The organism is Gandjariella thermophila, from assembly GCF_005405885.1.
Lineage (GTDB): Bacteria > Actinomycetota > Actinomycetes > Mycobacteriales > Pseudonocardiaceae > Gandjariella > Gandjariella thermophila.
This window is the reverse complement of the sequence record NZ_BJFL01000007.1, coordinates 131,041-154,816: the sequence shown is the minus strand read 5'-3', so window position 1 is coordinate 154,816 and position 23,776 is coordinate 131,041. Positions and strand designations below refer to the sequence as shown.

The 23,776-nt window shown below is 73.6% G+C and carries 23 protein-coding genes; 9 read left to right on the top strand and 14 right to left on the bottom strand.

What is annotated here, in order from left to right; translation table 11 throughout:
* Nucleotides 1-166 precede the first annotated feature (166 nt).
* From lipB to lpdA, 4 genes are all read right to left on the bottom strand, one after another.
* Nucleotides 167-904 carry a lipoyl(octanoyl) transferase LipB gene (gene lipB / locus FFT21_RS10110; RefSeq protein WP_192909460.1) on the bottom strand — a complete coding sequence of 246 codons (738 nt, stop codon included), beginning with the start codon at nt 902-904 and terminating at the stop codon, nt 167-169.
* A 152-nt stretch (nt 905-1,056) separates the two neighbouring features.
* Nucleotides 1,057-1,971, bottom strand: a complete 915-nt coding sequence (locus FFT21_RS10105) for a TIGR01777 family oxidoreductase (RefSeq protein WP_137813533.1) — start codon at nt 1,969-1,971, stop codon at nt 1,057-1,059.
* An 86-nt stretch (nt 1,972-2,057) separates the two neighbouring features.
* Nucleotides 2,058-3,863: a 2-oxoglutarate dehydrogenase, E2 component, dihydrolipoamide succinyltransferase gene (gene sucB, locus FFT21_RS10100; RefSeq protein ID WP_137813532.1), complete on the bottom strand. Its 1,806-nt coding sequence runs from the start codon at nt 3,861-3,863 to the stop codon at nt 2,058-2,060.
* A gap of 47 nt (nt 3,864-3,910) precedes the next feature.
* Nucleotides 3,911-5,281, bottom strand: coding sequence for a dihydrolipoyl dehydrogenase (gene lpdA / locus FFT21_RS10095; RefSeq protein WP_137813531.1), 1,371 nt, complete (start codon nt 5,279-5,281; stop codon nt 3,911-3,913).
* Nucleotides 5,282-5,559: 278 nt separating this feature from the next.
* On the opposite strand from lpdA, the gene FFT21_RS10090 reads away from it, so the two are divergent.
* Nucleotides 5,560-5,898 (top strand): oxidoreductase, encoded by a 339-nt coding sequence (locus FFT21_RS10090; protein ID WP_137813530.1) that lies wholly within the window; start codon nt 5,560-5,562, stop codon nt 5,896-5,898.
* On the opposite strand, the gene FFT21_RS10085 is transcribed toward FFT21_RS10090, so the two are convergent.
* Together FFT21_RS10085 and FFT21_RS10080 are read right to left on the bottom strand one after the other, a co-directional pair.
* Complete coding sequence (locus FFT21_RS10085) at nt 5,895-6,272, bottom strand: antibiotic biosynthesis monooxygenase family protein (RefSeq protein WP_137813529.1); 378 nt, start codon at nt 6,270-6,272, stop codon at nt 5,895-5,897. The genes FFT21_RS10090 and FFT21_RS10085 overlap by 4 nt on opposite strands.
* Before the next feature lie 103 nt (nt 6,273-6,375).
* Nucleotides 6,376-7,872 (bottom strand): leucyl aminopeptidase, encoded by a 1,497-nt coding sequence (locus FFT21_RS10080; protein ID WP_225978265.1) that lies wholly within the window; start codon nt 7,870-7,872, stop codon nt 6,376-6,378.
* Between the two features lie 182 nt (nt 7,873-8,054).
* Between FFT21_RS10080 and FFT21_RS10075 the strand changes: the two genes are divergently transcribed.
* The 3 genes from FFT21_RS10075 to FFT21_RS10065 all read left to right on the top strand — a co-directional run bounded on the left by FFT21_RS10075 (nt 8,055) and on the right by FFT21_RS10065 (nt 11,522).
* Nucleotides 8,055-9,296, top strand: coding sequence for an APC family permease (locus FFT21_RS10075; RefSeq protein WP_137813527.1), 1,242 nt, complete (start codon nt 8,055-8,057; stop codon nt 9,294-9,296).
* Between the two features lie 9 nt (nt 9,297-9,305).
* Nucleotides 9,306-9,953, top strand: coding sequence for a ribonuclease FAU-1 family protein (locus tag FFT21_RS10070; protein ID WP_307722914.1), 648 nt, complete (start codon nt 9,306-9,308; stop codon nt 9,951-9,953).
* A gap of 465 nt (nt 9,954-10,418) precedes the next feature.
* Nucleotides 10,419-11,522, top strand: a complete 1,104-nt coding sequence (locus FFT21_RS10065; protein WP_137813526.1) for a branched-chain amino acid aminotransferase — start codon at nt 10,419-10,421, stop codon at nt 11,520-11,522.
* Nucleotides 11,523-11,740: 218 nt separating this feature from the next.
* On the opposite strand, the gene cobS is transcribed toward FFT21_RS10065, so the two are convergent.
* From cobS to cobU, 3 genes are all read right to left on the bottom strand, one after another.
* The gene (gene cobS / locus FFT21_RS10060; RefSeq protein ID WP_225978264.1) at nt 11,741-12,511 is read right to left on the bottom strand and encodes an adenosylcobinamide-GDP ribazoletransferase; all 771 of its coding nucleotides are present in this window, start codon (nt 12,509-12,511) and stop codon (nt 11,741-11,743) included.
* Nucleotides 12,508-13,572 carry a nicotinate-nucleotide--dimethylbenzimidazole phosphoribosyltransferase gene (gene cobT / locus FFT21_RS10055; RefSeq protein ID WP_137813525.1) on the bottom strand — a complete coding sequence of 355 codons (1,065 nt, stop codon included), beginning with the start codon at nt 13,570-13,572 and terminating at the stop codon, nt 12,508-12,510. Before cobT ends, cobS begins: the two co-directional genes overlap by 4 nt.
* 76 nt (nt 13,573-13,648) lie before the next feature.
* Nucleotides 13,649-14,197, bottom strand: a complete 549-nt coding sequence (gene cobU / locus FFT21_RS10050) for a bifunctional adenosylcobinamide kinase/adenosylcobinamide-phosphate guanylyltransferase (RefSeq protein ID WP_137813524.1) — start codon at nt 14,195-14,197, stop codon at nt 13,649-13,651.
* A gap of 159 nt (nt 14,198-14,356) precedes the next feature.
* On the opposite strand from cobU, the gene FFT21_RS10045 reads away from it, so the two are divergent.
* The gene (locus FFT21_RS10045; protein ID WP_137813523.1) at nt 14,357-14,563 is read left to right on the top strand and encodes a hypothetical protein; all 207 of its coding nucleotides are present in this window, start codon (nt 14,357-14,359) and stop codon (nt 14,561-14,563) included.
* A gap of 23 nt (nt 14,564-14,586) precedes the next feature.
* Here the strand turns inward: FFT21_RS10045 and FFT21_RS10040 are convergent, their stop codons facing one another.
* The 3 genes from FFT21_RS10040 to FFT21_RS10030 all read right to left on the bottom strand — a co-directional run bounded on the left by FFT21_RS10040 (nt 14,587) and on the right by FFT21_RS10030 (nt 17,298).
* Nucleotides 14,587-15,429 carry a right-handed parallel beta-helix repeat-containing protein gene (locus FFT21_RS10040; protein ID WP_137813522.1) on the bottom strand — a complete coding sequence of 281 codons (843 nt, stop codon included), beginning with the start codon at nt 15,427-15,429 and terminating at the stop codon, nt 14,587-14,589.
* 169 nt (nt 15,430-15,598) lie between these two features.
* The gene (locus FFT21_RS10035; protein ID WP_137813521.1) at nt 15,599-16,582 is read right to left on the bottom strand and encodes an aldo/keto reductase family protein; all 984 of its coding nucleotides are present in this window, start codon (nt 16,580-16,582) and stop codon (nt 15,599-15,601) included.
* A 71-nt stretch (nt 16,583-16,653) separates the two neighbouring features.
* Complete coding sequence (locus tag FFT21_RS10030) at nt 16,654-17,298, bottom strand: DUF3043 domain-containing protein (RefSeq protein WP_137813520.1); 645 nt, start codon at nt 17,296-17,298, stop codon at nt 16,654-16,656.
* A 97-nt stretch (nt 17,299-17,395) separates the two neighbouring features.
* Between FFT21_RS10030 and FFT21_RS10025 the strand changes: the two genes are divergently transcribed.
* Together FFT21_RS10025 and FFT21_RS10020 are read left to right on the top strand one after the other, a co-directional pair.
* Nucleotides 17,396-18,550, top strand: coding sequence for a glycerate kinase family protein (locus tag FFT21_RS10025; RefSeq protein ID WP_137813519.1), 1,155 nt, complete (start codon nt 17,396-17,398; stop codon nt 18,548-18,550).
* A 221-nt stretch (nt 18,551-18,771) separates the two neighbouring features.
* Nucleotides 18,772-19,131 (top strand): HesB/IscA family protein, encoded by a 360-nt coding sequence (locus tag FFT21_RS10020; protein WP_137813518.1) that lies wholly within the window; start codon nt 18,772-18,774, stop codon nt 19,129-19,131.
* Between the two features lie 64 nt (nt 19,132-19,195).
* Here FFT21_RS10020 and FFT21_RS29115 read toward each other — a convergent pair whose 3' ends face one another.
* Nucleotides 19,196-19,363: a hypothetical protein gene (locus FFT21_RS29115; RefSeq protein ID WP_192909459.1), complete on the bottom strand. Its 168-nt coding sequence runs from the start codon at nt 19,361-19,363 to the stop codon at nt 19,196-19,198.
* Nucleotides 19,364-19,602: 239 nt separating this feature from the next.
* Between FFT21_RS29115 and FFT21_RS10015 the strand changes: the two genes are divergently transcribed.
* Nucleotides 19,603-20,538, top strand: a complete 936-nt coding sequence (locus tag FFT21_RS10015; protein WP_137813604.1) for a carbohydrate kinase family protein — start codon at nt 19,603-19,605, stop codon at nt 20,536-20,538.
* 49 nt (nt 20,539-20,587) lie between these two features.
* Here the strand turns inward: FFT21_RS10015 and asnB are convergent, their stop codons facing one another.
* Nucleotides 20,588-22,516, bottom strand: a complete 1,929-nt coding sequence (gene asnB / locus FFT21_RS10010; protein ID WP_137813517.1) for an asparagine synthase (glutamine-hydrolyzing) — start codon at nt 22,514-22,516, stop codon at nt 20,588-20,590.
* Nucleotides 22,517-22,855: 339 nt separating this feature from the next.
* Here asnB and ctaC point away from each other — a divergent pair, with 339 nt between their 5' ends.
* Nucleotides 22,856-23,773, top strand: coding sequence for an aa3-type cytochrome oxidase subunit II (ctaC, locus tag FFT21_RS10005; protein ID WP_137813516.1), 918 nt, complete (start codon nt 22,856-22,858; stop codon nt 23,771-23,773).
* The last annotated feature ends 3 nt before the right edge of the window (nt 23,774-23,776 follow it).

Genomic DNA, 23,776 nt, shown 5'->3' with positions numbered 1-23,776 from the left:
GCACTCGCCCCGTCAGATGGATACCGCACCAGCCGAACAAGGTGCCACACCCGGATCCATCAGGCCGCCTCGGGGCCGTCACCCGATCACGGAGTATGGCGCATCCGGCGGCCGGGCCGCCGGGCGCCGCACGCCATCGTGGCAGCAGTCCGCCGGTCGGGAGGAATCAGGAGGGGAGCGCGAAGGTGACTCCGGCGGCGGTCGGCTGGGCGCGGCGCACCGGCCGGTCGGTGATCGGGATGCGGCCGTCCAGCACGTCCAGCACTGCCTGCGCGGCCATCGGGCGGACCTCCGCCACGGTGATGTCCCGGCCCAGCTCGGCGGACAGCGACGTCACCCCGGCGTCCCGGATGCCGCACGGCACGATCCGGTCGAACGCGGTGAGATCGGCGTTGCAGTTGATCTCGAAGCCGTGCATGGTGACGCCGCGCTGCACCCGGATGCCGATCGCGGCGATCTTGCGTTCCGGCCGTTCGCCGTCCGCGGGCAGCCAGACCCCGCTGCGGCCGTCCACCCGGCCGGTTTCCAGGCCCAGCCGCTCGCACACCACGATCAGCGCCTCCTCGATCCGGCGCACGTAGTCGACCACGTCCACCGGGTCGCCGAGACGCACGATCGGGTAGCCCACCAGTTGCCCCGGGCCGTGCCAGGTGATCTTGCCGCCCCGGTCCACGTCGATCACCGGGGTGCCGTCGGTCGGGCGGTCCTCCGGGGCGGTGCGCTTTCCGGCGGTGTACACCGAGGGATGCTCCAGCAGCAGCAGCGTGTCCGGCCCGGCGCCGTCCGCCCGCGCGGCGGCCAGTTCCCGCTGCAACTCCCAGGCGCTGAGGTAGTCGATGGTGCCGAGATCACGCACCTCGACCGGGTCGGTCGAGGCGCGGCAGGAGGTGTCGGGGCTGCTCACGACCACCGACCTTACGCCTCGGTGCCTGCTCCGCGAACGCGTGCCGCGATCGCCGGGGTCCGACCGCGACATGGCAGTGCCGTTGTGTCTGATGGGCGCTCCCGCGAGCGCGGGGCCTCGCCCTGGCGCGGTCCCGTGCTGGGTGTCGCACGTCACTCCGGTTCCGCAACCGGCTGTGAGCGGCGGAGGAGGGCGTGCAGGGCGACGGCGAGCGCCGGGTGCTGGAACCGGTATCCATGCCGCTGCAACACCTCCGGCACCGCCCGCTGGCCGGCGAGCAGCGCCTCGTCGGCCAGCTCGCCCAGCGCGGCGCGCAGCACGAACGCGGGCGCCGTCCAGGGCGCCGGCCGGCCCAGTGCGCGGCCCAGCGCCCGGGTGAACTCGGCGTTGGTCACCGGACCCGGCGCGGTCAGGTTGACCGGCCCGGCCACGTCGTCGCGCTCCAGCACGAACCGGATCGCGCCCACCTCGTCGGCCAGCGAGATCCACGGCATCCACTGCCGGCCCTCGCCCAGCCGCGCGCCCAGGGCCACCGCGAACAGCGGGCGCACCCGGCCGAGCAGGCCACCGGAGCCGGACAGCACCAGGCCGGTGCGCAGCCGCACCACCCGGGCCCCGGCGTCCGCGGCCGGCTTGGTGGCCGCCTCCCAGTCCCGGCACACGTCGGCGAGAAACCCGGTGCCGGCCGGGGAGGTCTCGTCCACCACGGTGTCACCGGTGTCCCCGTAGTAGCCCACCGCCGAGGCGTTGACCAGGGTGGGCACCCCATGGTCGGCGACCGCGGCGGCGAGCACCTCGGTCGGCACCGTGCGGCTGTCCCGGATCACCTGCTTGCGGGCCGCGGTCCAGCGCCGGTCCACCACACCCACACCGCACAGGTTGACCACCGCCGCCGCGCCGTTCAGCGCGCCCGGCTGGATGGTGCCGGCGGGCGGGTCCCAGCCCCGCTCACCCGGGGCCGCGGGCGGCCGGCGCACCAGGCGGATCACCTCGTGCCCGGCCTGGCGGAGGGCGGCGACGAGAGCGGTACCGATCAGCCCGGAGGAACCGGCGACGACGACGCGCATAGCTCGTATGGTCGCCGACCCGGCGGGCTGGTGCACACGCGACGCGGCCCCCGCCGGCGGGCGGGGGCCGCGTCCTGTCAAACCGGTTACAGTCCGAGGTCGGACTCGAAGGCGCCCTCCTCCAGGCGGTTCTTCACCGTGGTGAGGAACCGGCCGGCGTCGGCGCCGTCGACCAGGCGGTGGTCGTAGGTCAGCGCCAGGTACGCCATGGAGCGGATGGCGATGGTGTCGTCACCGTTCTCGTCGGTCACCACCACCGGGCGCTTGCGCACCACGCCGACGCCCAGGATGCCGACCTGCGGCTGCACGATGATCGGTGTGTCGAACAGCGCGCCGTTGCTGCCCAGGTTGGTCAGCGAGAAGGTGCCGCCGGCCAGCTCGTCCGGGGTGACCTTGTTCGCCCTGGTCCGCTCGGCCAGGTCGGCGATCTTGTGCGCCAGCCCGGAGAGGTTCAGGTCGCCCGCGTCGTGGATGACCGCGTTGAGCAGGCCACGCTCGGTGTCGATGGCGATACCGAGGTGCTCGGCGTTGTAGTAGGTGACCTCCTTGCGCTCCTCGTCGATCGAGGCGTTCAGCTTCGGGTGCTGCTTGAGCGCTTCGACCGCCGCCTTGGCGAAGAACGGCAGGAAGGTCAGCTTCACACCCTCGCGCGCCTCGAACGACTTCTTCGCCCGCTCCCGCAGCCGGGCGATCTTGGTGACGTCCACCTCGAACACCTGGGTGAGCTGCGCGGAGATCTGCAGCGACTCGCGGGTGCGCTGGGCCACGATCTGGCGCAGCCGGGACAGCTTCTCCGTCTTGCCACGCAGCGCCTGCACCTCGGGCGAGGGAGCCGGCGCGGCGGGCCGCTCGGGTGCGGCCGCGGGCGCCGCCTGCTCCGCCTTAGCCGCCTCGACCGCGGCGAGCACGTCCTGCTTGCGGATCCGCCCGCCGACGCCGGTGCCCCGGACGGTGCTCAGGTCGACGTTGTTCTCCGCGGCGATCTTGCGGACCAGCGGGGTGACGTACGGCGTGCCGGTCTCGCCGTCCACCCGGGCCGCGGCGGGCTGGGCCTCCGGCTGCGCGGCCGGGACGGTGGCCTGCGGCTGCTCGGTCGGCTGCGGCGTCGGCTCGGCCGCAGGTGCGGGCTCGGGCGCGGGTGCGGGCTCGGGCGCGGGGGGCGCCGGCCGCTGCTGCACCGGCTCGGGGGCCGGTGCAGCCGGCTGGGCGGGTGCGGCCGGCTGGGCGGGTGCGGCCGCCGGTGCGGCGCCGGGCTCACCGACCACCGCGAGCCGGCCACCCACCTCGACGGTGCTGTCCTCGCCGGCGACGATCTCCAGCAACACCCCGGCCACCGGCGAGGGGATCTCGGTGTCGACCTTGTCGGTGGACACCTCCAGCAGCGGTTCGTCGACCTCGACGGTGTCGCCGACCTGCTTGAGCCACCGGGTCACGGTGCCCTCGGTGACGCTCTCGCCGAGCGCCGGCATGGTGACCGGGGTGCCCTCGGCGCCGCCACCGGCGGCCGGCTGGGCGGGCTGCGGCGCGGCGGGCCCGCTCCGCTCGGCCGGCTGCGGCGCCGCGGCCGTGGCCGGCTGCTCCGGCGGCTGCGCGGCCGGCTGGGCCCGCGCGGGCTCGGCCGGTGCCGGCGCGGTGGGCGCGGCGCCGTTCTCGGCCGCCTCCCCGATCACCGCGAGTTCCGCGCCGACCTCGACGGTCTCGTCCTCGGAGACCAGGATCTTCTGCAGCACGCCGGCGGCGGGGGAGGGGATCTCGGTGTCGACCTTGTCGGTGGACACCTCGAGGAGCGGTTCGTCGACCTCGACGGTGTCGCCGACCTGCTTGAGCCACCGGGTCACGGTGCCCTCGGTGACGCTCTCGCCGAGCGCCGGCATCTGGACGGAGAAGGCCATCTCTCGCTGACTCCTCAGTGCTTCGTCTCGCTTCTGGCTCGCCGACCTCAGCCGTGCGCGTGCAGCGGCTTGCCGGCCAGGGCGAGGTGGGCCTCACCGAGGGCTTCGGTCTGCGTCGGGTGCGCGTGCACCAGCGGCGCGACGTCCTCCGGGTAGGCCTCCCAGTTGTAGATGAGCTGGGCCTCGCCGATCAGCTCGCCGACCCGCGCGCCGATCATGTGCACGCCGACCACCGGACCGTCCGGCGCCTTGACCAGCTTGACCGCGCCAGCCGTCTTGAGGATCTGGCTCTTGCCGTTGCCGGCCAGGTCGTAGGTGATGGTCTCGGCCGACCCGTAGCGCTCCCGGGTGGCGGCCTCGGTCAGGCCCACCGAGGCGACCTCCGGCTCGCAGTAGGTCACCCGCGGAATGCCCGCCTCGTCGATCGGCTGGGGGTTGCGCCCAGCGACCTCCTCGGCGATGAAGATGCCCTGCTGGAAGCCGCGGTGCGCGAGCTGCAGGCCGGGCACGATGTCGCCGACGGCGTAGACGTTGGGCAGGTTGGTGCGCAGCCGCTCGTCGGTCAGCACGAAGCCGCGCTCCATCCGCACGCCGGCCTCCTCGAAGCCGACACCCGAGGTGGACGGGCCGCGGCCGACCGCGACCAGCAGCAGGTCAGCGTCGAGTTGCTCGCCCGACTCCAGGGTCACCGAGACGCCGGAGGCGCTCTGCGTGGCTCCGGTGAACTTCACGCCGGTCTTGAACTTGATGCCGCGCCGGCGGAACGCCCGCTCCAGCTGCTTGGACAGGAACTCGTCCTCGGCGGGCACCAGCCGGGGCAGCGCCTCCACGATGGTCACGTCCGCCCCGAAGGAGCGCCACACGCTGGCGAACTCCACACCGATCACGCCGCCGCCGAGCACGACGACCTTCTCCGGCACGTAGTCCAGCGCGAGCGCCTGCTCGCTGGTGACGACCCGGCCGCCGATCTCCAATCCGGGCAGGGACCGCGAGTACGAGCCGGTGGCCAGCACCACGTTCCGCCCCGTGTAGCGCTGCCCGTTCACCTCCACCGCGTTGGGCGCGACGAACCGGCCCTCGCCTTCCACGTACGTGACGCCCCGGGACTTCACCAGGCCCTGCAGTCCCTTGTAGAGGCGGGAGACCACGCCGTCCTTGTAGGAGTTCACCCCAGGCATGTCGATGCCCTCGAGCGAACTCTTGACGCCGAACTGATCCCCGTCACGGGCCGCGTCGGCGACCTCCGCGGCGTGCAGCAGCGCCTTGGTCGGAATGCATCCGCGGTGCAGGCAGGTACCCCCGAGTTTGTCCTTCTCGACGAGGACGACGGACAGGCCGAGCTGCGCCGCGCGGAGCGCGCAGGCGTAGCCGCCCGATCCGCCGCCGAGAACCACGAGGTCGGCGGAGGTGTCGGTCACGGGATCTCCTCGACAGGCATCGTTTGGCGGGTGACTCTCTGCTTGGTCCGGGACCGTTCGCGCCGGTAGGCGCGTGGGCCACCTGCCATCTTGTCACCACGCCGAAACCGGTGGCGACGCGGCCCAGTACGCGCGTTCTCCAAAACCGGACCCCGGTCGTTTCGTACCGGTCGAGTCGATCGAGGCCTGCCACGCGCGGCGCGCTGGCACCATCGAAGGCACGGAGGTGGGCGCGCTCGCGCCGTTGTCGCGCGGAGTCGCGGACAAGGGAGGGATCGGTGGGCCTGTTCGATCGTCTTCGCGGCAACCGGCGAACGGGCTCGTCCCGGCAGCAACTCGGGCGCGACCTCGCCCACCTGCGCGCCTGGGCTGGCCAGCGGCGCGGGGTCGAGGCATACGTGGAACCGAGGACGTCGGTGACACCGACCACCGTGGTGCTCGTCGCGCACGACGGCGAGTGGACCCGCCGCCGGCTGGACGGTCCGCGCAGCGCCTACCAACTCGGCCGCGAGCTGGGCATCCCGGTCTACGACGTGGCGCTGGTCGGCTACCCGCGGCGGATGCGGGAGTACACCTCCCGCCAGGCCGCGCAGCGCCGCGCCCGGGGCCTGGACTAGGACACGTCCGGGTCGCGCCCACCAAACCTGGCCGCACCGTGCTCGCGGGCGAACCGGTAGGCCCGCTCCACCCGCGCGACGTGCACCTGGAACTCCCGGTACCACTCGCGCCGGCCCAGCCCTCGGGTCTCGGCATGTGCCGCGTGCGCCCGCCACGCCGCGATGGACTCCTCGTCCCGCCAGTACGACACGGTGATGCCCAGCCCGCCGGGAGTGCGGGCGGAGTCGACGCCGAGAAAGCCCGGCTGCTCGGCGGCCAGCGCCAACATGCGCTCCGCCGCCTCGGCGTAGCCGTCCTCGACGTCGGTGCGCAGTGAGGTGAAGATCACCGCATGGTACGGCGGTTCCGGTGGGGTCGCGGGTGTGGTGGGCACCCCGCGAGTCTGCCTGGCGGACGCTTCGGCGCCGACCGAATTGCCGCGGGTGGACGCTGCCGTGGCCGACCCGGTGGAATCCGGTCAGCCGCGCCGGTCGCGGTCAGCCGTGGTCGGCGATGTCGGCCAGCACCGCGGCCAGGGTGCGAACCGGCAGCCCGGTGGCGCCCTTGGGGGTGTAGCCCCACGGGCCCGAGGTGTTGAAGGCCGGGCCGGCGATGTCGATGTGCGCCCACGGCACGCCGTCCCCGACGAACTCGCGCAGGAAGATGCCGCCGACCAGCATGCCGCCCCACCGGTGGCCGGTGACGTTGGCGATGTCGGCGATCTTGGAGTCCAGGTCGGTGCGCAGTTCCTCGGGCAGCGGCATCGGCCAGCCGCCCTCGCCGGTGGCCGTGGCGATCTCCGCGACCCGGTCCCGGAACTCGTCCGAGCCCATCACGCCCGGGGTGCGCCGGCCCAGCGCGACCAGTTGCGCGCCGGTCAGCGTGGACGTCTCGATCAGGTAGTCGGGCTCGTCCTCGCAGGCGCGGGCGATCGCGTCGGAGAGGATCAGCCGGCCCTCGGCGTCGGTGTTGAGTACCTCGACCGTCTTGCCGCCGTACATGCGCAGCACGTCACCGGGCCGGTAGGCGGTGCCGGAGGGCATGTTCTCCGCCATCGGCACGGTGGCCGTGACCTCCAGCGGGTAGCGCAGTTTCGCGGCGAGCACGGTCGTCGCGATCACCGCGGCGGCCCCGGCCATGTCCGAGGTCATCTCGTCCATGTTGGCCGCCGGCTTGATCGAGATGCCGCCGGTGTCGAAGGTGATGCCCTTGCCGACCAGCGCCACCTTGGCGCGCGCCTTGGGACCCTTGTAGCGCAACCGGACCAGCCGGGGCGGGCGGGACGAGCCGCCGCCAACCCCGAGGATGCCGCCGAAGCCCTGCTTGCGCAGCGCCTTCTCGTCCAGCACCTCGACGTCCACGCCGGCCCCGCCGGCCAGTTCCGCGGCGCGCTCCGCGAACGACGCCGGGTACAGGTCGTTCGGCGGGGTGTTCACCAGGTCCCGCGCCGCGCACACCGCCTCGGCGATGGCGGTGGCCGCCTTGATCGTCGCCTTGTGCTCCTTGGCGCTGCCGCCGTCCGGGGTGAGCAGTTCCACTCTGGCCACCGGCGCCGAGCCGGGATCGGACTTGTAGGTGGTGAACGTGTACGCGCCGAGCGCGGTGCCCTCCACCGCGGCGGCCAGGTCCAGCCGGGACAGCGTGGTGGCCATCCGCTCGGTACCGGCCAGCGCGCGGGCCGCGGCGCCGGACGCGCGACGCACCTGCTCGGCGGTCGGCCGCTCGCCGTCCTCCGGGCGGCCCAGGCCGGCGGCCACCACGACCCGTGCGGGCAGCGCGCCGCGGGTCGGCACCTTCACCACCTCGTCGGCCTTGCCCGTGGCGCCCAGCGCGGAGAGCAGGTCGAGCAGCCCGCCGTCGAACGCCGCCTCGACGTCCTCGGCGCCCGGTGCCAGCGCCAACCCCTCCGCGCCAGCCACGGTGCCGACCACGAGCGCGTCGGTGGCCAGGCCGGTCGGCGCTCCGGACGTCACAGCGAACTTCGGGGCGGTCACAGGCAACTCCTCGTCTTCGCGGGTCGGCAGCGGCATGGCGGCGGCAGCGGCCGTCGCCGGTGTGAACAGGAACCCTATCCGCGCGGACTCCGCCGAGCTGGAAACGGGGGAGCGGCACGCCGGGAGTGGATCATCCGGACGTTGTCTTCCCGCCCGCGCGCGGGATCTGCCACGGTAGGCGGGTGAGCCAGACGCTGCGCACGCGACCGCGCGCCGCAGGCGCGGTGCTGACCGGTCTGGGCGGGATGCTGGGCGCGGGGGTGTTCGCCGGCCTCGCCCCGGCGGCCGCGCCGGCCGGCGGATGGTTCCTGGTCGGGACGGTGGTCGCCGCGCTGGTGGCCGGCTGCGTGACGACGGCGGTCAGCTACCGCGCGCGGGCGGTTCCCGAACTCGACGGCGACCAGCACCTGCGCGAGCAGCTCGGTGCCTGGCCGGCGCGGATGTCCGGCAGCGCCCAGCTGCTCGGCCGGGCCGCGGGGCTGGCCGCGGTGGCCGGGACGGTGGGCGAGTACCTGGCCCCGGAGTACCGGGTCCCGGTCGCGGTAGGGCTTGTCGCGCTGGTCACCGCGGTGGACGCGGCAGGCCTGGCGCTGAACGGCGCGTGGCGCTGGGTGCCGGCGCTCGGCGTGCTGGCGGTGCTCGGCGTGATGGTTGCGGTGTGCTTCGGCGCGGCACCGCCGCCGGCCGCGCCGGTGCCGCCCGGCCTGCCCGGCGCAGACGATCCGAGCGGCATCGCCGGGGCGGCCGGTGTGATGTTCTTCGCGTTCCTCGGCTTCGAGCGGATCACCGGGGCGACCGCCGGGGAGCGCCGCGCCGCGCGGTGGCCGGCGCCCGTGGTGCTGCCCGTGCTGCTCGGCGTGCCGCTGGCCGGCTACCTGGCGGTGGGTTTCGGCGCGTACCACCAGCTCGGCGGGGCCCGGCTGGCGCTGTCCCCGGTGCCGCTGCGGGACGCCCTGGCGGCGGCCGACGCGGCGCCACTCGCCCCGCTGGTGAACCTCGGCGTGCTGCTCGCCGCCACGGGCGTGCTGCCGGTGGTGCTGGCCGGGGCACGCCGAGCGGTGGCGGCCGTGGCGCGCGCCGGCGACCTGCCCGAGGTGGTCGTCCGGCCCGGGGCAGCCGGCACGCCGTGGCGGGCCAGCGTGCTGGCCGGGGCCGCCGGCGCGGTCGCCGCCGTGCTGCTGCCGCCGGCCGCGGCGATCCCGCTGGCGGCGTGCGGCATGCTCTTCCACTCGGCGTTCGCCTGCGCCGCCGCCCGGCTGGCGCTGCTGGACACGCCGGGGTTGCCAGCCCGGCTGGCGTGCGCCGGCATGGCGCTGTGCGTCGTGGTCGCGATGAGCCTGCCCGTGCCGGCCCTGCTGGTCACCGCGGTCGCCGTGGCGCTGGGCACCGGTGGGTGCGCGCTCGCCGCCCGCGGCGGGCGGTAGCGTGCCGCGGTGACCGAATCACGGGACGGGCGGGTGTGGGCGCCCGGCGAGCGGGTGCTGTACCGGTTCGTGCGTCCTACCGGCGGCGTCGGCACGGTGCACCCGATGCGGGTGCTGTCCGACGACGGTCGGTGGCTGCTCGGCTGGGTGCCCGAGGGCACGCCGATCGTGGTCTCCCGTCTGGCGGACGGCCGGGACCTGCGGGAGGCTCCGCTGGCCGAGCGGTTCCGGTTGCCCCGCACGCGGGTGCCCGGCCGCTGGCGGGGCTGCTCGACGCTGCGCCTGGTCGACGAGCAGGCGTGGTCCAGCGTGTGGTGGTTCTTCGGCCCGGGCGGGAATTTCCTGAGCTGGTACGTCAACCTGGAACTGCCGCGCGGCCGCACACCGTCCACTGTGGACCGGATGGACGGGGTGCTGGACGTGCACGTCGGCCCGGACCGGACCTGGCAGTGGAAGGACGAGGACGAGGCGGCGGCCGCGGTGGACGCCGGGCGGTTCGACGCCGCGCGGATGGCCGGGCTGCGGGCCGAGGGGGAGCGGATGATCGCGCTGGCCGAGGCGGGCCGGTTCCCGTTCGACGGCACCTGGTGCGACTTCCGCCCCGACCCGGCATGGCCACTCCCCGGCCCGCCGGACGATGATGTGGTTCCCCCGTGAGCGTCATCAAGGACCGGCCCAGCGACCACGGGCCGCCAGGCCCGTGCGGGCGGCCGGTGTGGTGAGGGGTGTGGCAACCGCACGGGATCGCCGGATGACGCGAACTTCTGAGCAGAGCCTGTTCCGGAACTGGACCGACCTGCGATGGCGAGGGCGGGAACGCGCCAGGGCGGAGCTTCGCGGTCGTGGCGGCGGGGCGCCCCGTCAGGCACAACCGGAGTGTCATGTCCCGGTCGCGCCCCGGCGACGCGAGCGCGGCGCGCGTTCCGGAACAAGCACTGAATGAGGCACCGTGGACGGGCGGGACGAGCGGGACGCGTCCCCGGCTGGGTGACCCCCGGCAGGGTGGCTGTCAGTCGGCGCTCGGCCGATCGGCCGCAGGTCGGCGGGCCGGCCCGGATGGTTGGACGTCCGATCCTCGGGAAAGCGATGTTCTGTTGACGGAGTGAGGACTACCGTATGCGCATGTCGTCAGCGTTGCCGTTCTCCCGGACTCCCCATCCGCACCCGGCGACCCCGGATCGGATCGCGGAGGTACTTGCGAAACCGGGCTTCGGGCAGCACTTCACCGATCACATGGTGACCATTCGCTGGAACCCGGAGCAGGGCTGGCACGACGCCAGGGTCGAGCCCTACCACCACCTCGAACTCGACCCCGCGACGTCGGTGCTGCACTACGGCCAGGCGGTGTTCGAAGGGCTGAAGGCGTACCGCCAGCCCGACGGATCGATCGCCTCGTTCCGACCCGATGCCAACGCGGCCAGGTTCCGCTCGTCGGCCCGCCGGCTGGCCATGCCGGAGCTACCGGACGAGGTGTTCCTCGACTCGCTGCGCGAGCTGATCGCGGTTGACGGGCGGTGGGTGCCCGACATCGGCGAGGACTCGCTCTACCTGCGCCCGTTCATGATCTCCACGGAGGTCGGGCTGGGCGTGAACCGGCCGGCCGGCACCTACCTGTACGCGCTGCTCGGCTCGCCGGCCGGGTCGTACTTCGCCAGCGGGGTGAAGCCGGTCAGCGTGTGGCTGTGCACCGAGTACGTGCGGGCGGCCCCCGGCGGCACCGGCTTCGCCAAGTGCGCCGGCAACTACGCCGCCGCCTTCGTGGCGCAGGCCCAGGCCGTGGAGCGAGGCTGCGACCAGGTGGTCTGGCTGGACGCGGTGGAGCGCCGCTGGGTCGAGGAGATGGGCGGGATGAACCTGTTCTTTGTCTTCGGCTCCGGGGAGAGCGCGCGGCTGGTGACCCCCGAACTGTCCGGGTCGCTGCTGCCCGGCGTCACCCGCGACTCGCTGCTGAAGCTGGGCCGGGATCTCGGCTATCCGGTGGAGGAGCGGCGGATCTCCACCGAGGAGTGGGAGAAGAAGGCCGAGTCCGGCGAGTTGAGTGAGGTCTTCGCCTGTGGCACGGCCGCGGTGATCACCCCGGTGGGCCGGGCGAAGCACGCCGACGGCGAGTTCCTCATCGGCGGCGGCCAGCCCGGGCCGGTGACCATGCGGCTGCGCGAGCGCCTCACCGCCATCCAGCGCGGCCAGGCCCCCGACCCGCACCACTGGATGGTCACGTTGTCCTGACAGCCTGAGATGACGAGTATGGGAACGCGCCAGGGCGAAGCCCCGCGATCGCGGGGGCGGGGCGCCCCATCAGGAATAACCGGAGTGTCATGTCCCGGTCGCGCCCCGGCGACGCGAGCGCGGCGCGCGTTCCGGAACAAGCACTGAGTTCCCGGTGACGGCGGTGGGTCACATTCCGGCCCACCGCCGTCACCCTCGCTTGTCCACTGTGGACAGCGTTAGCCGGTCAGCGCACACACCGCGAGCACCACCGTGGTGGCCACCTCGCTCGCGGCGCCCAGCACGTCGCCGGTGATCCCGCCGAGCCGGCGGCGGGTATGCCCGGCCAGCAGCGCCACCACCGCGGCGGATGCCGCCACGCCGAGCGGGCCCAGCCACGGCCGGCCCGGCACGGCCAGCACCCCGCCGCCGGCCAGCACCAGCCACCACAGCACCGGCACCGACACCGGCTGCGAGCCGGCCACCAGGGCACCCATCCCGTCCGGCCGGGCCGCCGGCATGCCGCGCCGGCAGCACCAGGCGAACGCCGCCCGCCCGGCCGCGGCGGCGAGCACCACCGCACCCCACCGCCCGGCGGCGCCCAGCGCGGCCAGCGCGCTCGCCTGCACGCCGAGCACCACGATCAGCGTGACCACCGCGAACGGCCCGGCGCCGCCGTCCCGCATCACCGCCAGCGCCCGCTCCGGCGGCCCGTAGCAGCCCAGCCCGTCCGCGGTGTCGGCGAGCCCGTCCACGTGCATCCCGCGGGTGAGCAGCGCCAGCGCGCCCACCACCAGCAGCCCGGCCAGCAGCGCCGGCGCGCCCAGCGCGAGCAGCCCGGCCAGCAGGCCGGCGCCGGCCGCGCCGAGCAGCGCGCCCACCACCGGGGCGAGCAGGATCGCGCGGCGGCAGGCGGCCGCGTCCACCGTGCCGGCCCGCACCGGTACCACGGTCAGCCAGGACACCGCCAGCCGCAGTCCGTCCAGCGCCCTGGCCGCGGGAACCGTCACGCCGGGCCCGACACGCCGGCGTCGTCGAAGGTGGCCATCTCCGCGAGCACCCGTGCGGCCATCACCACCAGCGGCAGCGCGGCCACCGCGCCGGAGCCCTCGCCCAGCCGCATGCCCAGGTCCAGCAGCGGCTCCAGGCGGAGGTGGTCGAGCGCCATGGCGTGCGCCGGCTCGGCGGAGCGGTGCCCGGCCACCCACCACCGACGCGCCCCCGGGGCCATCTCCTCGGCCACCGCGGCCGCGGCGCCGGCCACCACACCGTCCAGCACCACCGGGGTCCGCCGCACCGCCGCCTGGGCGAGGAACCCGGCGATCGCGGCGATGTCCGCCCCGCCGGCGGTGCGCAGCAGCGCCACCGGGTCGCCGCTGACCTTGCGGGCGCGGCGCAGCGCGTCCCGGATCGCCGCGGTCTTGCGCATCCAGCCGTTGTCGTCCACGCCGGTGCCCCTGCCCACCACGGCCACCGGCTCCGCCCCGGTCAGCGTGGCGATCAGCACCGAGGACGGGGTGGTGTTGCCGATCCCCATGTCGCCGGCCACCAGCAGGTCCGCGCCGCCGTCGACCTCCTCGTCGACGATCCGCCGGCCCGCGGTGATCGCCGCCCGCACCTCGGCGTCGGTGAGGGCGTCCTCGCGGTCGATGGAGCCGGACCCGCGGCGCACCTTGAAGCCGGCGACCCGCTCCGGGGTGTCCGCGTTCACCGAGATGTCCACCACGCGCACGGTGGCGCCCGCCGCGGACGCGAGCACGTTCACCGCGGCGCCCCCGGTGAGGAAGTTCGCCACCATCTGGCCGGTGACCTCGCTGGGGTAGGCGGAGACGCCGTGCGCGGCGATGCCGTGGTCGCCCGCGAAGACCACCACCCGGGGCCGGGTGAACGGCCGGGGCGGGCACGCGCCCTGGCAGGCGGCCACCCAGATGCCCAACTCCTCCAGCCGGCCCAGCGATCCGGCCGGCTTGGTCAGCCGCTCGTGCCGGGCCACCGCCTGCCGGCGGACCTCCTCGTCGGGCGCCTCGACGGCCGGGAACGTGACGTCTCCGTCGACGCTGTTGGCGGTCACCCATCACCTCCGGGGTCGGCACGCGGCCGTGCGCGGCCGCGTGTGGGAAGTTGTCGTTCGGGGCTCGTCCCGCCGGTCACCGCAGCCGCAGCGGGATGCCGGCGACCAGCAGCAGCACCTCGTCGCACACCTCGGCCAGCCGCGCGTTCAACGAGCCGAGCGAGTCCCGGAAGAGCCTGCCAGAACGGGTCGGCGGCACAACGCCCAGGCCGACTTCGGCGGACACCAGCACCAGCCGGGCCCGGCAGCCGGCGACCGCGGCGAGCAGCACGTCGCAGTGTTCCCGGGCGGCGGCCAGCGCCTCGCCGTCGCCGTCCCACGCGGCCACGTCGTCCAGCACGCCGGTGAGCCAGGTAGCCAGGTCATCGACCAGCAGAGGTTCGTCCCCGTGCGCCGCGGCGGCGAGCAGCGCGGGCAGTTCGCTCGGCGATGAGGCCTCGAGGGTGTGCCACACCGGCGGGCGCCGCTCGGCATGCGCGGCGATCCGCGCCGACCACTCCGGGTCGTCCGGGTCGCGCCGCCCGGTGGCCACGTAACTGACCGGTTCGTCGGCCGGGAGCAGACCCTCGGCGTGTGCGGACTTGCCCGAGCGTGCCCCGCCGAGGACCAGCGTTCGTCGCGTCACACTCTCCTCCCGCGCTGCGCTGTCCGGGTGACAGAGTCGGCCGCGCAACGTTACCTTTCTCGCCGGTCGATGCCCGAGCGGTTGCCTTAAGGGCGATCGGAGGCGTGTGGTGGCGACCCGATCACGGTCGTGGGACGTCGCGGAGGGAGAGGCGGTTCGGTGAGCTACCGGTGGCGGTACCAGGACGCGTCCGGCCGTGACGTCACCGGTCCGGACCTGGTCTTCGACGACCAGACCGACGCGGAGGACTGGCTCGGCATCAACTGGGCGGGACTGCTCGAGTCCGGGGTCGAGCAGGTCACCCTGCTGCACACCGACGCCGAGGTGTACGGCCCGATGAGCCTGCGCCCGGCCGAACCGCGCTGAGCGTCGCGGCTCGCGCCGAGTCGTCAGGCGCAGCCGGGAATCTCCTCCGCCGGGAAGCAGTCGCTTGCGCTGGCGTTGCGCGTCACCCGGCTGTCGTCTAGTTGCACCACGCCGTCGTCGACCCGAAGGCCGCCGCCCTGGCCGCCGGCGATGTTGCCGATCGCGCTGCTGTGCCGCAGCAGCGCCGTCCCGCCGACCACGGCGATGCCGCCGCCGTCGAGGCCGGCGACGTTGCGGTCCACCGCGCCGCGCAGCACGGACAGCGCCCCGAAGTGCTGGTGAATCCCGCCGCCGTCGGCCACCGCGTTGTTGCCGGCCACCTCGGTGCCGTCCAGTTCCGCGGTGCCGCCCTCGTCGGCGATGCCGCCGCCCTGGCGAGCCGTGTTGCCCAGCACCCTGGCGCTGATCAGGGTGAGATGACCGTGGTTGAGGATGCCGCCGCCCAGGTCGGCGCCGGGCGGGCCGGCTGAGGCCACGCCGCCGCTCACCGTGACGCCGGACAGGGTGAGGTCGCCGAACGGCGCCACCTCGGCGATCCGGAAGAGCGGCGTGCCGGCGGGCCTGGTGATGGTGCTGCGGAACCCGCTGATCCACACCCGGCCGCCGATCACCGGCAGCCCGCTCGGCCCGTGCTCCACCGCGGCCGGTGCGGTGAGGCGGTAGGTGCACCGTGGGGCGAGCCAGATCATGCCTCCGCCGACGTCGTTCGCCGCCTCGATGGCGGCGACCAGCGCGGCGGTGTCGCCGCACGGCACCCAGGCGGCCGTGGCGGCGTGCCCGGCTCCGGGGACGGCGGTGACGATTCCGGCGGCAAGTCCGGCGGCGAGTGCGGCCGCGCCCATGGCGCGGCGAAGGCCGGTGTGCATGGTGGTGCTCCCCACGGTGCTTCGCTGGACGCGATCGAGTCCAGCCGCGCGCACCGGGCCCGGCAACGCGAAGCCGCCACCGTGGCGCGTCGGGGTGACCGGGTCGACCCGGACGAGCGAGCGGGCCCGCGCGCTGTCCGCACGGGCCCGCTCGCAAGCGGCAGCGCGGTCAGGGCGAGACGGTGCGCCGCGGGTCGCGCTCGACGATGTCGCCGAGCACCTCATCGATCCGGTCGAGCACGTCGGATTCCAGGCGCACGCCGGCGGCCTTGACGTTCTCGGTGACCTGCTCGGGCCGGGAGGCGCCGATGATGGCCGAGGCCACGTTGGGGTTCTGCAGCACCCAGGCCACCGCGAGCTGGGCCATGGAAAGCCCGCAGTCGTCGGCGACCGGCCGCAGCCGCTGTACCCGCTCCAGCACCTCGTCGCGGAGGAACCGGCTGACGAAGTTGCTGCCGCTTTCGTCGGTGGCGCGGGAGCCGGCGGGCGGCTGCTCGCCCGGCCGGTACTTGCCGGTCAACACGCCCTGCGCGATCGGCGACCAGACGATCTGGCTAATCCCTTCCCGCTCGCAGGCCGGGATCACCTGCGACTCGATCACCCGCCACAGCATCGAGTACTGCGGCTGGTTGGAGATGAACGGCACGTTCAGCTCGCGGGCGATCGCCGCACCTCGGGTGATCTCCTCCGCGGTCCACTCGGAGACGCCGACGTAGAGCACCTTGCCCTGGCGCACCAGGTCGGCGAAGGCGAGCATGGTCTCTTCCAGTGGCACCGTCCGGTCGAACCGGTGCGCCTGGTAGAGGTCGATGTAGTCGGTCCGCAGCCGGCGCAGCGAGGCGTGGCAGGACTCGATGATGTGCTTGCGCGACAGGCCGCGGTCGTTCGGGCCGGGACCGGTCGGCCAGAACACCTTGGTGAAGATCTCCAGCCCCTCCCGCCGCTCGCCGGCGAGCGCGCGGCCCAGCACGGACTCGGCGCGGGTCTCGGCGTAGACGTCGGCGGTGTCGAACGTGGTGATGCCGGCGTCGAGCGCGGCCCGCACGCATGCCCGGGCCTGCTCCTCCTCCACCTGGGAGCCGTGCGTGATCCAGTTGCCGTAGGAAATCTCGCTGATCGATAGGCCGCTGCGGCCGAGACGACGGAACTCCATGCGGCCGAGCTTAACGGTTATGTTTCGCCTTGCTAACTACCTGGAGTGTGCTCCAGGGTCCCGGGCGACGATCAGGCGGGCCGCTCGCCGACCCGCACCCTTGGCCGGGGCACCCGCAGCCGCCGGACCTGGCTGGCGCGGACGAAGGCATACCAGCCCAGGGACAGCCCGCGATCGGTGGCGTTCGGGAACTTCGCCCGGACCCGCCGGGTCACGATCATGCCGAGCACCAGGCCCTCGATGATCATCAGGGCCAGCATCACCGTGCAGAACAGCGTGGCGTACTGCTGCACCCGCACCGAGGGCACCAGCAACGCGAGGAAGACCACGATGGCCAGCGGCATGAAGAAGCCCATCAGGTTGCGCCGCGAGTCCACCAGGTCCCGCACGTAGGCCCGGACCGGGCCGCGGTCCCGGGGCATGAGGTACCGGTCGTCGCCGGCCATCATCCGTTCCCGGCGCTCGGCCGCCGCCCTGCGGCGTTCCTCCTTGTTGCCGCGCATCCGCCGCATGGCCTCCCGCTGGGTGCGCGGCGGGGGCGGCACCGGGCCGCGGCGGCGCCGCTCGGCCTCGCGCCGCTTCGGCGTCGGCCGGCCCTTGCCGGTGGTGCGTGTCCTGGCCGTGCTGGAGTTCTGCTCGGCGGCGGACATCACCTCCGCCGCGCCCTCATCGGCGGTCTCGGCGGTCTCCTTGGCGTTGCGGCGCAGGAACCTCACGCGCTAAAGAGTAGGTCAGTGCCGTCAGCGGTCCGAGTGGTCCCTGGCGAACCCGCGGACCGGCCGACCTCCGCACGTTCCGCTGTAGGCTCCGGCCGTGCGAGTACTGGTGGCACCGGACTGTTTCGGCGGCACGCTGACCGCACGCCAGGCCGCCGAGGCGATCGCGGCCGGTTGGCGCGCGACCGCGCCGCAGGACACGCTGATGCTCCGCCCGCTGGCCGACGGCGGCCCCGGATTCGTCGAGGTGCTGCGGGTCGCGCTGGGCGGCACCACGCACCGCCGCACGGTGACGGGCCCGCTGGGTGAGCCGGTCTCCGCCGAGTGGTTGGAGCACGAGGGTACCGCGTACCTGGAGTGCGCCCAGGCGTGCGGGCTGCACCTGGTCCGGGACGGCACCGGGCGCCCGCCCGTGGCCGCCGCCGAGCGGGCCGGGACCCGCGGCGTGGGCGAGTTGATCGCCGCGGCCAGGGACGCCGGCATGCACACCGCCGTGATCGGCCTGGGCGGCTCGGCGAGCACGGACGGTGGCGCCGGCATGCTCGCCGCGCTCGACGCCGCGCCCGTCGACGCGGGCGGCCGCGAGCTGCCGCCGGGCGGCTCCGCGCTGGCCCGCTGCGCCGGACTGGCCGGCCGGGCGCGGCTCGCCCGGCCCGGATCGAACCGGCCGATGCGCCTGGTGGCCGCGTCCGACGTGGAGAACCCGCTGCTCGGCGAGCACGGCGCGGCGCGGGTGTTCGGCCCGCAGAAGGGCGCCGACCCGGACGCGGTGGTGCGGCTGGAGGCCGGCCTCACCCGGTTCGCCGACGTCCTCGCCGAGGCCACCGGACGTGACGTGCGTCACGAGACCGGGGCCGGTGCGGCCGGCGGCCTGGGCGCCGGGCTGCTCGCGCTCGGCGCCAGCCGGGTCTCCGGCGCCGGCATCGTGCGCCGGCTCACCGGGCTGGACGCCGCCCTGGACGTCGCCGACCTGGCCGTCACCGGGGAGGGCAGCTTCGACTGGCAGTCGCTGCGCGGCAAGCTGATCACCGCGGTGGCCCGCGGCGCGGCCGAGCGCGGGGTGCCCTGCCTGGTGCTGTCCGGGCAGGTCAGCGTAGGTCGCCGGGAGGCGGCCGCGGTCGGCGTGGAGGCCGCCTACTCGGTCGCCGAGCACGCCGGCTCGGTGGCGGCCGCGTTCGCCGACCCGGCCGGCACGCTCGCCGCGCTCGCCCGGCACGTGGCCAGCCAGTGGTCCCGGCCGGCCAGCGCGTGACGCCCTCCGCCGGCCGGCGGGGTCCCGCGTCACGTGGGCAGTCGCGCCGCGCTGTGCCACCATGGACGTCAGGAACAAACCGGGTCCACGCCGTGTTGCACCGTGCGTACCCGGCGCAGCGGGACCTCGAGGAGTTCTATGACCGGGTGGGGCCGCGCTACGCGAGGTGACCACGGCGCGCGCTGGTGCAGTCTGGCGCAAGATCGCGGAAAAGGAGAGCGATGACCGTCCAGGAAGCACAGACCGATGTGCCGACGCACGGCGTCACGTTGACCGATGCGGCTGCCGCGAAGGCCAAGGCGCTGCTCGACCAGGAGGGCCGCGACGACATGCACCTGCGCATCGCCGTCCAGCCCGGTGGTTGCGCCGGCCTGCGCTACCAGCTGTTCTTCGACGAGCGCACGCTCGACGGCGACGCCTTCCGGGAGTTTAACGGGCTCAAGCTGGTCGTCGACCGGATGAGCGCGCCGTACCTCGACGGAGCCACCATCGACTTCGTGGACACGATCGAGAAGCAGGGCTTCACGATCGACAACCCGAACGCCGGCGGCTCCTGCGCCTGCGGCGACTCCTTCCACTAGGCCACGTACGAGAGGGGCCGCGACCGGCATCCGGTCGCGGCCCCGCGTGCTGTCCGGACGGGGATCAGGTCCCGTAGTCGTCCATGGTCTCGACCTGGGCGGTGCACGCGCTGTCCACCCGCCACGGGTCCGCGGTGCGGTGCGCCTGGCTGGCCGCGGGGCGCGGCGGGCGTGGGATGTCGGCGCAGTCCCTGATCAACTCGGTCAGGGTCTCGGCGTCCTCGGTGCTCATCCGTCGACGGTAGGTTTCCGTTTCCGGCCCACACACCCCTACCAGCCGGTAGTGTGCGTGATCGGTCCGCCGTACCACCCGGAAGAGTGATCTCCCGGGGACGCGGCTGGCTGGCACGTCGAGCGCGCCGCCACCGGCCGCTGCCATGCTCGAAGGCGGTCACCGAGGCAGCCAGACCACCAGGAGGGGAGGGCCCCGTGCCCGTCGCCGTCACCGGAAGCATCGCGACCGACCATCTGATGCACTTTCCGGGTCGCTTCGCCGAGCAGTTCGTGGCCGAGTCGCTGAACCGGCTCTCGCTGAGCTTCCTGGTGGACGACCTGGTGGTCCGCCGAGGCGGGATCGGCGCGAACATCGCGTTCGGCATGGGCGTGCTCGGCTGTCGCCCGGTGCTGGTGGGCGCGGTGGGCACCGACTTCGACGACTACCGGTCGTGGCTGTCCCGGCACGGCGTGGACTGCTCCGGGGTGCACGTCTCCGAGGTGGCACACACCGCCCGGTTCGTCTGCACCACCGACGACGACATGTGCCAGATCGCCTCGTTCTACGCGGGGGCGATGGCCGAGGCCCGACTGATCGAGTTGGCTCCCCTGGCGGACCGGACCGGCCCGCTGGACCTGGTGATGATCAGCCCGAACGACCCGGAGGCGATGCTTCGGCACGCGAGCGAGTGCCGGGAGCGCGGCTACCCGTTCGCCGTCGACCCGTCCCAGCAACTGGCGAGGATGGATGGCGAGCAGGTGCGGGCCTTCGTCGAGGGCGCCGACTACCTGTTCACCAACGACTACGAGTGGGGCCTGCTGCTGCGCAAGACCGGCTGGACCGAGCAGGACGTGCTGGACCGGGTCGGCATGCGGGTTACCACGGTGGGCGCGAAGGGCGTGGAGATCGTCGGCCGGGAGGTCGAGCCGCTGCAGGTGCCCGCGGTGCCGGAGAACGCCAAGGCGGACCCGACCGGGGTCGGCGACGGGTTCCGCGCCGGGTTCCTCGCCGCGCGCAGCCGCGGCCTCGGGCTGGACCGGGCCGCCCAGCTCGGCTCGCTGATCGCGGTGCTGGTGCTGGAGACCATCGGCACCCAGGAGTGGACCTTCGACCGCGAGGTGGCGCTGTCCCGGCTGGCCGGCGCGTTCGGCCCGGACGCCGCCGACGAGATCGCGACCATCCTGCCCGGCTGACCACCACCGCCGGGCTGGCCGGGTCACTCCAGCCAGCCCGGCGGCGACCTCAGACCTTGACCGGGTAGAGCGGCTCGGGCACGTGCGGGCGGATCCGCTGCTCCACGAAGATCCCGTGCCAGAGCATGAACACCAGCAGCGCCCAGATCCGGCGGCTGTGGTCGAGCACGCCCGAGCGGTGCTCCTCGAGCAGCCGCAGCACGCCCGCCTTGTCCAGCAGCGCGTCGGTCTGCGACTGCTGCACGATGCCCCGCGCCCAGTCGTGCATCTCGTCCTTGAGCCAGTCCCGGATGGGCACCGGGAACCCGAGCTTGCGGCGGTTCAGCACGTGCGGCGGGACGATCTCGCGCAGCGCCTGACGCAGCGCGTACTTGGTGGTCTCCCGGGTGAGTTTCTGCTCCGAGGGGATCTGCGCGGCCACCCGGAACACCTCCGGGTCCAGAAACGGCACCCGCAGTTCCAGCGAGTTGGCCATGGTCATCTTGTCGGCCTTGACCAGGATGTCGCCGCGCAGCCAGGTGAACAGGTCGACGTGCTGCATCCGGGTCACCGGGTCCCAGCCGGAGGACTCCCGGTAGGGCTGCGCGGTGACGTCCATGTGCGACACGTGCGGGTTGAACGTGCGCAGCACCTGGCTGAGCTGGTCGTCGCGGAAGATGCGGGCGTTGCCGTAGTAGCGCTGCTCCAGGGTGAGCGCGCCGCGGCGGAGCAGGTCCTTGCCGCGCACCCCCTCCGGGATGCGGGTGGACACCCGGCCCATCGCCTTGCGCAGGCTGCCCGGCACCTTCTCGAACGGCGCCAGCGACAGCGGCTCACGGTAGATGGTGTAGCCGCCGAAGAGTTCGTCGCTGCCCTCGCCGGAGAGCACCACCTTGACGTGCTGGCGGGCCTCCCGGGCGATGAACCACAGGGGCACCAGCGCGGGGTCGGCGACCGGGTCGTCCAGGTACCAGACGATCAGCGGCAGCGACTCCATCATCTCCTGCGCCGACACCGTGCGGACCACGTGTTTGACGCCGATCGCGGCGGCCGTCTCGGCGGCCACGTCCACCTCGGAGTAGCCGGGCCGCTCGAACCCGGTGGTGAAGGTGATCAGGTCCGGGTTGTGCTGCTTGGCCAGCGCGGCGATCGCGGTGGAGTCGATGCCGCCGGAGAGGAACGCGCCCACGGTGACGTCCGCGCGCATGTGCTTGGCCACCGAGTCGCGCAGCACGTCGGCGATCTCCCGGTACAGCCGGTTCGCGTCCGCCTCGGTGGGCACCGGCCGGGGACGGAAGGTGGCCGGGAAGTACCGCTCGGTGGTCAGCGCGCCGCCCGGGGCCAGGGTGAACGACGTGCCCGACTCGATCCGGCGCACCGAGGTGTGCAGGGTCTCCGGCTCCGGCACGTACTGCAGCACCAGGTAGTGCTGCAGCGCGGTGCGGTCCAGCCCGGGTGTGATACCCAGCGTCGGGCCCAGCTCCAGCAGGCTCTTCTTCTCGCTGGAGAACGCCACCCCGCGCGGCCCGGCCGCGTAGAACAGCGGCTTGATGCCGAACGGATCGCGCGCGCCGAAGAGCACCCCGCGCTCGCTGTCCCAGATGAGGAACGCGAACATGCCGCGCAGCCGGCCCACCATGGACGGCCCGAGGTGATGGTAGGCCGCCACGATCGCCTCGGTGTCGCCGTCGGTGGCGAACCGGGCGCCGTACCGTTCGGTCAGCTCCGCGCGCAGCTCGAGGTAGTTGTAGATCTCCCCGTTGAACAGGATCGTGTAGCGCTGCTCGGCACCCGGCGGCCCCCAGTGCAGCGGCTGGTGCGAGCGCTCCAGGTCGATGATGGACAGCCGGTTGAAGCCGAAGACGGCCGCGCCGCCCTGCCAGGTGCCGCTCTCGTCCGGACCGCGGTGGCGCTGACAGCGCAGCGCGCCCGCCACGGCCGCACGGGCGGCCTGTGCGTCGTTCTCGCTAGGGCAAACCAGTCCAAGCAGGCCGCACACGCCTCTCGCGCACCTCTCGTCTCGCATCGTCACGTCGGTACGGAAGCCGCGCGCGGGCAACCCCACGACGCGGGAGCTCTCCGGGGGGCCAGTATGCCTGCCACGGCGATCGGCGCGCCGCCCGCCGCCGGCCGGGCCCGACGCGGGCGGGGGACCGGCGGGCGTGTGACGTAATCCGCGCCACTGCCGGATCACCCCCTGACAGCGTGCGTCGCCGTGCTGGGCTACGCTCCCGCATGACTTGGACGGGGTGCCGTCACCGCTCGTCAGCAGCGGCTTGCGCGCGGCCGGGGGCCGTGGCGAGAGGTCGATCGAGCAGTCACGAGGAGGCGTCGAGCAGTGGGCCTGAAGGAGGGCACCCGGGCAGTGCGGCTGGCCAAGGTCGTCGGGCTGGTGGGCCTGGTCGGCATCGCGGCCACGGGCTGCTCCAGCGATGAGGTCCTGAGGTTCGGTTGGCCGGAGGGTGTCACCCCGCAGGCCGACAAGATGCGCGAACTGTGGACCTGGTCCGCGGTGGCGGCGTTGGTCGTCGGCGCGATCGTGTGGGGCCTGATGCTCTGGGCCGTCGCGTTCCACCGCAAGAAGAGCGAGGAACTGCCCCGGCAGACGCAGTACAACCTGCCGCTGGAGATCGTCTACACGATCATCCCGTTCGCCATCATCGCGGTGCTCTTCTACTTCACCGCCACCACCGAGAACTACGTGACGTCGAAGACTGCCAAGCCGGACGTGAATGTGAACGTCACGGCGTTCCAGTGGAACTGGGAGTTCGATTACCCGGACTACAAGACGCCGGACGGCCACCAGGTCAGCACGGTGGGTTCGAGCAGCGAGATTCCGCTGCTGGTGCTGCCGACGAGCAAGACGATCCGCTACAACCTGCGCTCCACCGACGTCATCCACTCGTTCTTCGTGCCGGACTTCAACTTCAAGCGGGACGTCTTCCCGGACCCGGAGAAGAACAACCAGGACGCGTCCTTCGAGAACTCCATCGACCGGCAGGGTTCGTTCGTCGGCCGGTGCGCCGAGCTGTGCGGCACCTACCACTCGGCGATGAACTTCGAGGTCCGCGCGCTGAGCCCGGAGCTGTTCGACCGGTACATGCAGCTACGTACCCAGATCAACCCGCAGACGGGTCAGCCCTACACGGCCGCCGAGGCGCTCGCCGCGATGAACTGCGGTCAGCTCTGCACGCCGCACGCGGTCACCACCCAGCCGTTCAACACCGACCGCACCGCGCGTTCGGCGACCGGATGACCA